General features: G+C 69.3%; 12 protein-coding genes. 5 read left to right on the top strand and 7 right to left on the bottom strand.

Translation table 11 applies throughout. From position 1 onward, the window contains the following. Positions 1-4 precede the first annotated feature (4 nt). The gene (locus tag GSI01S_RS08415) at positions 5-1,291 is read right to left on the bottom strand and encodes an aspartate aminotransferase family protein (protein ID WP_006896105.1); all 1,287 of its coding nucleotides are present in this window, start codon (positions 1,289-1,291) and stop codon (positions 5-7) included. Positions 1,292-1,368: 77 nt separating this feature from the next. Between GSI01S_RS08415 and GSI01S_RS08410 the strand changes: the two genes are divergently transcribed. Further along, positions 1,369-2,343, top strand: a complete 975-nt coding sequence (locus GSI01S_RS08410; protein ID WP_006896104.1) for a D-2-hydroxyacid dehydrogenase — start codon at positions 1,369-1,371, stop codon at positions 2,341-2,343. On the opposite strand, the gene GSI01S_RS08405 is transcribed toward GSI01S_RS08410, so the two are convergent. Continuing rightward, complete coding sequence (locus GSI01S_RS08405) at positions 2,325-3,257, bottom strand: LysR substrate-binding domain-containing protein (RefSeq protein ID WP_006896103.1); 933 nt, start codon at positions 3,255-3,257, stop codon at positions 2,325-2,327. The genes GSI01S_RS08410 and GSI01S_RS08405 overlap by 19 nt on opposite strands. A 134-nt stretch (positions 3,258-3,391) precedes the next feature. Between GSI01S_RS08405 and GSI01S_RS08400 the strand changes: the two genes are divergently transcribed. Together GSI01S_RS08400 and GSI01S_RS08395 are read left to right on the top strand one after the other, a co-directional pair. Continuing rightward, positions 3,392-4,639 (top strand): Glu/Leu/Phe/Val dehydrogenase dimerization domain-containing protein, encoded by a 1,248-nt coding sequence (locus GSI01S_RS08400; RefSeq protein WP_006896101.1) that lies wholly within the window; start codon positions 3,392-3,394, stop codon positions 4,637-4,639. Positions 4,640-4,726: 87 nt separating this feature from the next. Beyond that, on the top strand, positions 4,727-5,377 hold the full coding sequence (locus tag GSI01S_RS08395; RefSeq protein WP_006896100.1) for an NAD(P)H-binding protein: 651 nt from the start codon (positions 4,727-4,729) through the stop codon (positions 5,375-5,377). Positions 5,378-5,390: 13 nt separating this feature from the next. Here GSI01S_RS08395 and GSI01S_RS08390 read toward each other — a convergent pair whose 3' ends face one another. After that, positions 5,391-5,798, bottom strand: coding sequence for a DUF7144 family membrane protein (locus tag GSI01S_RS08390; RefSeq protein WP_006896099.1), 408 nt, complete (start codon positions 5,796-5,798; stop codon positions 5,391-5,393). A gap of 155 nt (positions 5,799-5,953) precedes the next feature. Then, a complete protein-coding gene (locus GSI01S_RS08385) occupies positions 5,954-7,978 on the bottom strand; it encodes a winged helix-turn-helix domain-containing protein (RefSeq protein WP_157225322.1) in 2,025 nt (674 codons plus the stop codon). Between the two features lie 41 nt (positions 7,979-8,019). Here GSI01S_RS08385 and GSI01S_RS08380 point away from each other — a divergent pair, with 41 nt between their 5' ends. Both GSI01S_RS08380 and GSI01S_RS08375 read left to right on the top strand, forming a co-directional pair. Next, positions 8,020-8,352, top strand: a complete 333-nt coding sequence (locus tag GSI01S_RS08380; protein ID WP_039867294.1) for a hypothetical protein — start codon at positions 8,020-8,022, stop codon at positions 8,350-8,352. Positions 8,353-8,640: 288 nt separating this feature from the next. Further along, positions 8,641-9,234, top strand: a complete 594-nt coding sequence (locus GSI01S_RS08375; protein WP_006896097.1) for a hypothetical protein — start codon at positions 8,641-8,643, stop codon at positions 9,232-9,234. On the opposite strand, the gene GSI01S_RS08370 is transcribed toward GSI01S_RS08375, so the two are convergent. Genes GSI01S_RS08370 through glsA form a run of 3 tightly spaced genes read right to left on the bottom strand, consistent with a single transcriptional unit; the run spans position 9,231 to position 11,891 of the window. Beyond that, a complete protein-coding gene (locus GSI01S_RS08370) occupies positions 9,231-10,502 on the bottom strand; it encodes an MFS transporter (RefSeq protein WP_006896096.1) in 1,272 nt (423 codons plus the stop codon). The two genes, GSI01S_RS08375 and GSI01S_RS08370, sit on opposite strands and share 4 nt — an antisense overlap. Then, a complete protein-coding gene (locus tag GSI01S_RS20490; protein WP_006896095.1) occupies positions 10,474-10,866 on the bottom strand; it encodes an MFS transporter in 393 nt (130 codons plus the stop codon). Before GSI01S_RS20490 ends, GSI01S_RS08370 begins: the two co-directional genes overlap by 29 nt. After that, on the bottom strand, positions 10,863-11,891 hold the full coding sequence (glsA, locus tag GSI01S_RS08365; RefSeq protein ID WP_006896094.1) for a glutaminase A: 1,029 nt from the start codon (positions 11,889-11,891) through the stop codon (positions 10,863-10,865). The genes GSI01S_RS20490 and glsA overlap by 4 nt, the downstream gene beginning before the upstream one ends. Between the last annotated feature and the right edge of the window lie 35 nt (positions 11,892-11,926).

The following is an 11,926-nucleotide window of genomic DNA, read 5'->3' as shown; positions in this document are numbered from 1 at the left end:
GAGATCAGCCTCCCACTACACGCTCCACGGCGCGAATGAATCTCTCCGTGCCGGTGGCGACCTCGTCTGCGGTGACGGTCAGCGGCGGGATGATCCGGACGATGGCCCCGATGGGTCCGCAGGTGAGGGTCAGCAGATCCTCGTCGATGCACGCCCGCTGCACGGCGCCCGCCAGCCGCACCGCCTCGGCCGAGTCCGGGCTCCCCGCATTGGCCGTCGGATCGCCGAATTCGACGGCCAGCATCAGTCCGGTTCCGCGGATGTCGCAGATCTCATCGACGCCGTCGAGCCCTGCGCGCAGGCCGTCGAGCAATTGCGCGCCGCGTACGCGCGCATTCTCCACCAGCCCTTCCCGTTCGATCACCTCGAGCGTGGCCACGCCGGCGGCCGCCGCGACCGCGTTGCCGCCGTAGGTCCCGCCCTGCGACCCCGGCCAGGCCTTCGCCATGATCGCCTCGGGCGCCGCGATCGCCGAGATCGGAAACCCCGAGGCGATGCCCTTGGCGGTGATGATGACATCGGGCACCAGCCCGTCGGTGTGCTGATGCCCCCAGAATCGTCCGGTGCGACCGACGCCCGCCTGCACCTCGTCGAGCACCAGCAGCGCGCCGTGCCGTCGGGTCCGCTCGCGCAGGCCGGCGAGGTATGCGGGCGGGACCGCGAGGTATCCGCCGTCGCCGAGGACGGGTTCGATCAGAACCGCGGCCAGTTCGTCGGGATGAATCCGAGTGCCGAGGAGGTAGTCGAACTCCTTAAGCGCGTAGTCGACGGCCTCGTCCTCCGACAGTCCCAGCCGCAGGGCGTCGGGGAACGGGGTGGTCGCGACACCGGCCATCAGCGGTCCGAACCCGGCCGAGAACTTGGTGCCCGCCGAGGTGAGCGAGGCGGCGGCCACGGTGCGGCCGTGGAATCCGCGCTGCACCGTGACGATGTACTGGCGCCGCGTCGCCATCCGCGCCAGCCGGACCGCGGCCTCGACCGCCTCCGACCCGGAGTTGGCGTAGAAAACCGAGTCGATCCCGTCCGGCAGATGTTCGCCGAGCTTCTCGGTGAGCCGCAACAGCGGTTGGTGCATCACCGTCGTGTACTGCGCGTGGATGATCTTGGCGCACTGCTCCTGCGCGGCGGCCACCACGTCGGGATGACAGTGACCGGTGCTGGTGACACCGATCCCCGTGGTGAAGTCGAGATAGCGGCGGCCGTCCGTGCCGTGTATCCACGATCCGGACGCGTGGTCGACGACGACCGGAGTCGCCTGCTTCAGAACCGGAGACAGGGACGCGCTGCTCATGTGGTCAGTGTGTCCCCCCGCACATCGACTGTCAACGGTAGGATTGTCGACAATCTGGCGACCGTTACGGTGGAACCATGTCCGACCGCAGACCCATCGTCGTCCTGCTCACCGCCGACGGAGTCGAGCCGCCAGCCGACCTCGACGCGATGGCCCGGATCGCCGAGATCCGCACCGCGACGGACGGCACCCTCGCCGACGCGCTACCCGGCGCCGACGTCCTGCTGGTCTGGGACATCTTCTCCGACGCCCTGTCGCGCGCCTGGCACGCGGCGGACGCGCTGCGATGGGTGCACGTGGCCGCGGCCGGCGTGGACGCGATCCTGTTCGACGGGCTCCGGTCGTCGTCCGTACGGGTCACCAATGCGCGCGGCGTCTTCGACGAGCCGATCGCCGAATACGTGCTGGCCTGCATTCTGGCGCACGACAAGCTCCTCCACGAGACCGAGGAGTTCAGGCGCGAGGAGCGGTGGGTGCACCGGGAGACCCGGCGCGTCGCCGGCCGCCGTGCGCTGGTGGTCGGAACCGGGGGCATCGGGCGAGCCACGGCCCGGCTGCTGCGGCGCGTGGGGCTGCAGGTGCGCGGTGCCGGCCGACGGCCCCGCGAGGACGATCCCGACTTCGGCGTGGTCGTCGACTCGGCCGACCTCGCCGCCCACCTCACCGACGTGGACCACCTGGTGATGGTCGCGCCCCTGACGGAGACGACTCGGGGGATGCTCGGCGCCGGGCAGTTGGCGACCCTGCCCGACGGCGCGCACGTCGTCAACGTCGGGCGAGGCGCCCTGGTGGATCAGTCCGCGCTCACCGCCGAGATCGCGGCCGGACGGCTCTCGGCGCATCTCGACGTTCTCGACACCGAGCCGCTTCCCGCCGATGACCCGCTGTGGACGCTGCCCGGCGCGCACATCAGCCCGCACATGTCGGGCGACGTGATCGGCTGGCGCGGCACGCTCTCCGACCAGTTCCTCGGCATGCTGACCGACTACGCCGCAGGGCGCGATCCCGGGCCCGCCGTCGACAAGCAACGCGGTTACGTTCCCGGCCGCTGACCGCCCGGAGCCCGGAGTCCCACTTCCAGCGCAGCCTCGGCCATCGCGTCGATGAACGCCTGCAGCGACGATCGGTCCGAGTCCCTGGTGCGGTACGCGATCGACAGGTTGCGCTCGAATCTCCCGGCCAGCGGCGTCAGCTCCGCGCCCGGCGGCGGTGTCATCCCGCCGAGGTCGGACACCAGTGTCACACCTTGACCGGCGGCGACGAGCGCCAGCGCGGTCGACTGCTCGCCGACGACGTGCCGCACATCCGGTTCGAATCCCGCCTCCCGGCATGCCAGGCGCACCGCGCGGCCGAAGTGCGAACGCGAGTCGGACAGGATCCATGCGTCGGCAGCCAGTCCCGCGAGGTCGATCGGGTCGGGACCGGCGGCACCCGCGGGCGCCGCGACGTACATCCGCTCCACCGCGATCGTCTGCCGTTCCAGGGTGCGGATCCGCGGCATCGCGTAGTTCGAGTAGTCGATGACGAATGAGAGGTCGAGCGAACCGTCGCGCACCGCATCGGAACCCGCCTCGGGCGCCAGTTCCACCGACCGCACCGAGACTCCCGGCGCTCGCCGTTCGAGAATCGCCAGTCCGGTCGGCAGGAGCCCCGTCGCCACCGACGCCCACACGCCGGCGCGGAGCGTGGCGGACGAGGCACCGCGCAGTGATTCGATCGCGTTGCCCGCGCTCTCGACCGCGTCGAGGATCGACTCGGAGTGATCGGCGAGCACCATGCCGGCCTCGGTGAGTGAGATGCGGCGTCCGTGCCGTTCGAACAACGGAGTCTCCGCCTCCCGCTCCAGGAGCGAAAGCTGTTGGGACACTGCGGACGCCGAATAGTGGAGGGCGTCGGCCACCGCGGTGACCGTGCCGCGGTACCGAAGCTCCCGAAGCAGTTTCAGGCGGTGCAGCGAGACCTCCATGCATCGAGCCTAATCGGTAAAGCTGAACGGTCGTCTTCACAAATTCCACATGGACCCGGGCGCATCCGGAATCCGATGATGAGGACGACGGCGGATGTACGCACCCGCGAGATCGACCGTGAGGAGGACCGGCCATGACGCTCACCCCGACCGACCCGGCTGCCGCAGGCGGTCTGCCCCCGACCGAGGGCGTTCTGCACGAGACCGTCCTGCCCGCGCCCGGCTCCGGCGGGCGTCGACCGCCGTTTCTGCGCATCGAATGGGTCGACGACGAGACCGGCGCCGTGGGCTACCTCGTGATCGACACTCTGGTGCACGGGATGGCGACCGGCGGAACTCGCATGCGCGCGGGTTGCACCGTCGACGAGGTGGCCGATCTGGCACGCGGAATGTCGAACAAGACGGCGGCCTTCGACCTGCCCGTCGGCGGTGCGAAGGGCGGCATCGATTTCGATCCCAAGGATCCGCGGGCCGTCGATGTACTGACCCGCTACTGCGAGGCGATGCGTCCCTTCCTCGACAACCATTGGGTCACCGCCGAGGATCTCGGAGTGTCGCAGGAGCGGATCGACACCGTCTTCGCCCGTCTCGGGATGCGGCAGTCGTATCACGCGGCGATCGAGCGGTCGCCGGACCCGCGCGCGACCGCCGACCGCGTCTTCGCGGGTCTCAACGCCTACGCGCCCGGAGGACGCCTCGGCGACGTGGTCGGTGGCTACGGCGTCGCGCAGGCCGCTCTGGCCGCGGCCGGGGTTCGCGGCTGGGCGGTGCCGGAGACGACGATCGCGGTCCAGGGCGCCGGGACGATGGGCGGCGGCGCCGCGTTCTATCTGCACGAAGCCGGTGCGCGCGTGGTGGCCTTGGCCGATGCCGCCGGGACGCTCTACGACCCGGACGGGCTCGACGTCCCCGGGCTGCTCGACGCACGGGATGAGTACGGCGAGATCGATCGGACCGCGGTGCCGTCGCGGGTGATGCGCCTGCCTCGCGAGGCAGTTCTGGCGACCGCGTGCGACATCCTGGTCCCCGCGGCCGTGTCGTATGCGATCACCGGCGCAGGGTGCGGCGACGTCCGAGCGCGGATCGTGGTGGAAGCCGCGAACGCTCCGACCACCGCCGACGCCGAACTGGATCTCACCGCCCGCGGTATCGCCGTGATCCCCGACTTCATCGCCAACGCCGGCGCCGTCGCCTGGGCGTGGTGGCTGCTGCTCGGCCAGGTGGGCGAGGACTACCGCGACTCGTTCGACCGGTTGCGCACCCGGATGGATGCGAAGGTCTCGTCATTGCTGACCGGGTGGACACCGTCCGCCGGCCCCATCCGCTGGGCCGCCGACGTCTCCGCGCGCTCGCGCTCCGCGGAGCCGCTGGTGGTTCCGTAGCCCGACTCCGCGTAGGCGCGTCGGCGGGGTGACGCCCGACGCCGCGCGACCCGGCGGCGAGCGTAACGCACGCGTACGGTCGAGTGCATGGCTCACATCGCGATCATCGGCGGTCACGGAAAGATCGCCCTACTCCTGGCTCCCCTGCTCATCGCGCGTGGCGACGCGGTCACGTCGATCATCCGCAACGCGGACCATGCCGCAGACGTCGAGGCGACGGGCGCACGGGCACTGATCCTCGACATCGAGAACTCGACTGAGGGTCAGATCGCCGAGGCGTTGACGGGCACCGACGCCGTGGTCTTCAGCGCGGGCGCGGGCGGCGGCGACCCGGCACGCACGTACGCCGTCGACCGCGATGCGGCAATCGCCACGATGCACGCCGCGCAGTCCGCGGGTGTTCGGCGCTTCGTGATGGTCTCCTACCTCGGCGCCGGCCCCGATCACGGCGTGCCCGAGAGCGACTCGTTCTTCCCGTACGCCGAGGCCAAAGCCGCTGCTGACACGGCTCTGCGCTCGGCTGACCTCGACTGGACAATTCTGATGCCCGGCCGGCTGACGCTCGACGAACCGACCGGCGCGATCGACCCGGGCGCGACGCGCTCACCCGACAATCCCGGTACGTCGCGGGCGAACGTCGCACTGGTCGCCGCCGCGGTCCTCGCGACACCGTCGACGACAGGAAAGGACATCGCGTTCACCGACGGCGACGTACCCGTCGATCAAGCGGTGCGCTGACACCTACCGCCGATCAAGCGGACTTCCAGGTGGCGACCGCCCAGATGACGACCAGGTCGAGGGCGATGAGCAAGATGGACCACCAGGGGTAGTACGGCAGCCAGAGGAAATTGGCGATGATCGACAGCGATGCGATGACGATGGCCGCGACGCGCGCCCACACCGCACCGGTGAACATGCCGATCGCGATGATCATCGCGAGGACGCCCACCACGATGTGGATCCAGCCCCACGCGGTGGTGTCGAACTGGTAAACGTACTGCGGGCCGACGACGATCAGGTCGTCGTTGACGACCGCCGAAATACCCTGGAACAGACCGAGAAGACCGGCGACGAAGAGCAGGATCGCAGCGGCGAACGTGGCTCCGCCTGCGAGGCCCTGCCGTACCGGATGCGATTCGCGTTGATCGGGAACGGACATGAGAGAACTCCCATCGTGTTGATCGTCTGGCCCCATCATCGCGCTCGGCCATCCCTCGCACAACACCCTTTGCGAGTGATTCCGACGGCACGGGAGAATCCGGCGTGCTCGGTCCCGGTCAGATCAGCCTCAGCTCCCGCGCCCGCGTTATCGCGTCACGACGGCCGCGCCCCGAGCTTCTGGTAGATCGCGCGCTGATGCGTCTTGACGGTATTCACCGAGATGAACAGCCGATCGGCGATCTCGGCGGTGGTCGTGGCACCGAGCAGATGCCGGAGGACATCCATCTCGCGGGCGCTCAGCCGCGGAACCAGCCGGCCCGCCTCGTCGACGAGCCCGCCGGTACGGACCGGAATCCGATTGAGAAGGTCGAGTGCGAAGCCGCTGTGCTCCGTGCCGCCGGCGACCCGGTCGGACAGCAGTTCGCGCAAGTGGACTCCTCGTTCGAGGAACGGCCGGCGAAGCCGATGACCGGCGGCGATGCCCAGGGCTCGGTCGAGGGCCCGCAGTCGCTGATCCCTGCTCGACCCTCCGCCGCTGTTCGCCGCGACGTCGAGGCACTCGGCCACCATTCCCCGGATCGAGTCCGCGTCGCCCGCGAAGCGGATGCCGACACGTCTGCGGTGGCGGTTCCGACTCAGCACCGCATGGGTGCCGATCGCTACGGTCACCAACGAGTCCGGAACGCCCGGGACCGACGCCGCGCGAAGTGCCTCGTCGGCGAACCGGAGCGCCTCGGCGACGGCTCGTCGCGCCATCATCAGCCGCGCCTGGAGGACCACCAGCACCACGGTCGCGTGGGGGCTGTGGACCGATGCGGACGCCGAATCGAGCCACGTCGCCGCATCGTCGAGGTCATCCCGGTCGAGCGCGATGCCCGCAAGCGCCAGATGTGCGGCCCCGGCCTGGACGGCGAGAGGACTGCCGAGCTCGTCGGCATCTGCGACCGCGCGGCGGGCGTGAGTTTCAGCCGCCGACAAGTCTCCGTCCTGCCACTCGAGAAGCGCGAGGTTCGCGCGGGCGTTGAGAACGGGAAGCAGAATCCGCGGGCCGCCCTCATACCGCAGCACGTCGGCGAGATCGGCTCGGCCCGCCACACGATCCCCCGACCAGAGCTCACAGGCTCCGAGGTTGCCGACCAGCGCCGTCCGAATCACGTCCCAGTCCGCCAGTCCGGAAGTCGCCAGCGCCTCTGGGTTCCGGTGCAGTCGATCGCAGCGTGCCCGCAACCCCGCCGGATCGTCGATCCACGGCCGCAATCCCAACTCGACCAATTCCAACAGGAACTCGTACCGGCGACGCCTGCGGCCCTCGAGGCGGCAGACGCGACCGTGCGCCGCCGCTGCCAACTCGTCCAGGTCGGCGGTCCGGCCCGTCATGGCCTCGGCCGTCGCCACCCCGATCGCCAACCCGGGATGAGTGAGAACCGCGTCCCGCGGAACTCGGCTCAACGTCGCCGACAGCCAGTCCGGCGGGCGCGCCATCGCCCACGCGATGATGTGGGTGCCGACGAGTTCGGAGGCCGCCTCCCACTCGTTCGCCTCGATCGCATGCTCCAGCGCCCGTCTGGGCATGCCTTGTTCACGAAACCAGTGCGCGGCCACCCGATGCGAAGTGGCCAGATCGCGCCGGTCGGTGATCCGGGAACGGAGCAGATCGAGCAGGAGCGGGTGCAGCCGGTACCAGCCGGGGGCGTTTGCGCTCTCGTGGACGAACATGTTGAGACCGGCGAGTTCGGCCAGCCGCTCACCGCTGTCTTCACCTCCGCCGAGAGCAGCGGCCAGTTCCGGACACACTTCGTCGGCGACGCAGACCCTGGTGAGGAAGTAGCGCCATTGCAGCGGTGCGCCGAGGAATACCTCTCGCATCAGATAGTCGGCGACGTATCCGTCCCGTCCGGAGAACTCGGTGGCGTACGCGTGCGGATCGGCCGCCGAAGCCAGACCGATGGCCGCGAGGCGCAGACCGGCGGCCCAGCCTCCGGTTCGCTCGACCAGCCGCTCCACGTCGTCCGGACCGACGGTCACCGACGCATCCGCCAGCAGCGCCGCCGCCTCGTGAACACCGAACCGGATCTCGTCGACGCGGACCTCGCTCAGCACCGATTCCACCCGCATGCGGTGCAGTGGCCACGGCGGATCGTGGCGCGTCACCGCGACGATGCGTACGCTGTCGGGCATCCGGTCCACCAGTTCCAGCAACTGCTCGTGCGCGCGGCCCGGTGACCGAGTGCAGGTCGTCGAGCACCAGCAGCAGGGGCCCGGAGTCGGCCAGGCACGACGCCAGCCGCGCGGGCACCTCCGCCGGCGAGCACGCGGAGAAGTCGATCATCGCGGCGAGCGCACGGGGATCACCGATGCCCATCTCGGCCACGGCGGTGACCACCGCCGACCAGAGCGCGGCCGGGTCGGCGCCGACACGGGCGAGATCGGCCCAGGCCGCCGGATGCCGGCGGTCGGTGAGCCATCCGGCGACCGCGGTCGTCTTGCCGTACCCGGCCGGGGCCCAGACCACGGTGACCGGCGTCGACCGGTACTCGTCGAGCAGTGCGTAGACGGTGCGGCGCGGCAACGCATTGCGGACGACGGGACGGTCGAACGGTCTCACCGCCTGCCCGTCCCTGAACCACGCCATTCGCCCATTGTTCTGCGGCAGAGCCGATTTCGAGGGCGATTTCACCCATTTACGGTAATTTCCGCGCCTACCGTCAGACGGAAGACTCGTCAGCGGTATCCGGCTCGGGGCTGGGGGATTCTCGACTACTCTGACGTTCCTGTCCACCGCGGGCGCGGCGCCGATCGCGTCCGGCCGGACGCGACGGCAGAACCGGAAGGGCTCGAGGATGTTTGATGCAAACGGCTTGGTGATCCTGGCAGTCGGCGCGCTGCTGTGTTTCTACGGGGTGCGGTCAGTGCATCTGGGCGTGATCGCCGCGGGATTCGGTCTGGGCTGGATCGTCAGCGGCCTGTTCAACGCCGGCGGTCTGACCATGTTCCTGTTCGGCCTGATCGGCGCGGTGTCGGCCTGGGTGGTCTGCTCGCTGATCTTCCGGTTCGCCGCGTACTTCGTGGGCGGCCTGACCGGAGCGGTGGGCGGCGCACGCCTCGCCGACCTGGTTCAGCCCGGCGACAATTCGTGGGCGGCCAGCGCGATCATCATCGTCGCCATCGCGGTCGCGGCCGCGTTCTGCGCCGACAAGTACCGCGCACGCGCACTGCTGTGGCTCACCTCCATCGGCGGCGCCAGCATGGTCCTGATCGGCGTCGGGCGCGCCTTCGAGCCGTTGAACTGGGTCGACAGTCCCGACTCGGCAGCGGCCAGCATCACCTCGAACGCGCTGTGGATCGCATTGTCGGTGGCGGGCTGGATCATCCAGCGGCGACTGTTCGCCGACCGCCTGGGCATCAAACCCCGCCAGAGCGAGGCCGCGGCCTAGGCCGCGCCTTCGTCGTCTCCGGGTGCGGGGATCTCCTCCCTGCGGTAGTTCGGCAGTCGGCCGGCCGGAATGATCGCGGTCGCGCTCACGGCGGCCAGGAACAGCAGTCCGAATCGCAGGGTCCGCAGACGCGTGTCCTCGTTGACCTCCACCGCGGCGTCGATCTGTGCCGGGGTCGCGTCCGTCTGCTCCTCGAGAGCGGTCCGCAGATTGTCGTTGCTGACGAAGTTGACGTTATCGAGATTCACCTGTTCCACCAGCGAGTCGGGCAGTTCCGGGTGGCTCGCGACCGACGATGCGACCGTGAAGCCGAGGATGGTGACCAGCAGCGCGCCGGCCACCGCCGTGCCCACCGCCGAAGCCAGATTCTGTGTGGTGCCGCGGACCGATCCGACGTCACCGGCCAGACGCGTCGGAGCCGCGGTCACGAGCACGTTGAAGACGAGGGTGACGAGGGCGCCCTGCCCGATGCCGAACACGATGAGCCCGATGATCGTCGCCGCCGTCTCCCAGTTGTTGCTCACCACGAATGAGAGCCACAGCAGTGCCGCGGTGGTGAGGCCGAAGGAGAAGACGCCGATGGTGCGGGGACTGTAGCGCCGGTAGAACCTGATCACGAGGAGCGCGGTCACGAACACCGTCAGGTTGAACGGAATCATCGCGATCGCGGTGTCGAACGACGAACGGCCCTGAACGATCTGGATGTACAGCGGCACGGTGAAGTTCAGTGCGGCCTCCAGCGAGACGACGATGAACATGGCGTACACCGCGGCACGCTCACGCGAACTGCCGAGCACCGACAGATCGACCAGCGGAACCTTGCCCGCCTTCATCCGCGACCGGGTCCAGACGAAGAAGCCCTGGCCGACGATGAGACCGAGCACGATCATCAGTGGCGCCGGCGAGACTCCGCCGACGTCGAAGGGCGCACCGGCGTCGGCGAAGAACAGGCCCCACGAGTTGAGGTTGTTGAAGCCGAGCGTCAGCAGCACCACCGAGCCACCGATCAGCACCGCGCCGATCACGTCGATCTCGATACTCGGGTCACCCTTGTCCGAGCGGAGGGTGAAGCTGAGCGCGAAGACGATGACCGCCACAGCCAGGACGATGCCGAACACCGGCCGCCAGCCCACCGACGCACCCAGCGCACCGCCGATGAAGAAGGCGCTCATGCCGGAGACCGCACGAGCCGAGCCGAGCGATCCCACCGCCGTCGCCTGCTGGTCGCCGACGTAGTTCTCAGCGATCAATGCGACCAGCGACGGCACGATGATGGCCCGCGGATGCTCCGGCCAGGCCCTGTCCGGCGATCGCCCACCCGACCGACGGCGAGAAGATCATCATCAGCGACGAGCAGGCGAAGGTGACGACGACGATCCGGAAGATCATCACCCATCCGACGCGCTGACCGAGTTTGCCGCCGAGCATCACCAATGCGGCCACGGCCAGCCCGTACATGACGATGGTGGTGCCGACGGCGGTGGGCGTGGCGTCGAAGTCGTCGACCATCCCGCCGATCGAGACCGGCAGCGCCGCGACGTTGAACGACATCAGGACCTGCGCGAAGAACAGTCCGATGAGCGGCAGCCACGAGCGCCGCTCCTCGCTGACCGGGACGGCGGTGGTCGTCATACTGCATCCTTTCGGGCGGCTGGTGCCGAAGAGTGGTGGGCGGGAGCCGAGGCGAAGATGTTCAAGCCGAGTGCACGTGAGAGATACGCGGTCGCCAACTGGCCGCGAACGCTGTTCCCGGCCGAATCCAGGAGGGGCGAGAAGGTGCCGATCGCGCCCTTGCCCGGGGCGATCGCGACGATGCCGCCCGAGACCCCGGACTTGGCGGGCAGGCCGATCTCGAACAGCCATTCGCCGGAACGCTCGTACATGCCGGTCGACGCCAGCACCGCGAGGGTGTCGCGGCAGACCTGGTCGGAGACCACCCGTTCACCGGTCACCGGGTTGACTCCGCCGTCGGCGAGCGTCGCGCCCATCACCGCGAGGTCGCGCGCGCTGACGCGGAGCGAGCACTGGCGCGTGTAGGTGTCGACCGCGTCCGACGGATCGATGTCGATGCGTCCGTAGCTCTCGAGCAATTGTGCGATCGCCCTGTTGCGCTGGTTGGTTCGCATCTCCGAATGGTAGATCTCGCCGTCGAGTTCGAGTTGCCGTCCGGCGAACCGGGACAGCCCCGTCCGGATCACCTCCCACTGTTCGGCCGGCGTGGCTCCGGGGACCAGCGCCGTGGTGGCGATGGCGCCGGCGTTCACCATCGGATTCATCGGGTGACCGTTGTTGAGTTCGACGGCGATCACCGAGTTGAACGACAAGCCGGTGTTGTTCACGCCGACCCGATCCTTGATGACGCCGTGGCCCACGGCGTCGCAGACCATCGCATAGACGAAGGCCTTGGAGATCGACTGAATCGAGAACAGCGTCTCGCACGCGCCGGCGCCGTGGACCGATCCGTCGATCTCTCCGACCGCCAGCCCGAACAACTCCGGGTCGGCGGCCGCCAGCCCCGGGATGTAGTCGGCGACGTGCCCGTCGGCATTGGACGCGTAGCGCGCATGCGCCTGGACGGCCAGGGCCTCGACGCGGTCCCATCCCGGCATGGCGCCGGTCGAGACCTGCTGAGCCACATCGTTCACGGTTCTGTCCACCGGCGTTCCTCTCGTCGACGCGCACTTCGTCGTCC

This window comes from Gordonia sihwensis NBRC 108236, assembly GCF_000333035.1.
Lineage (GTDB): Bacteria > Actinomycetota > Actinomycetes > Mycobacteriales > Mycobacteriaceae > Gordonia > Gordonia sihwensis.
The sequence above is the reverse complement of the archived record's forward strand: the minus strand, read 5'-3'. Positions and strand labels throughout refer to the sequence as shown.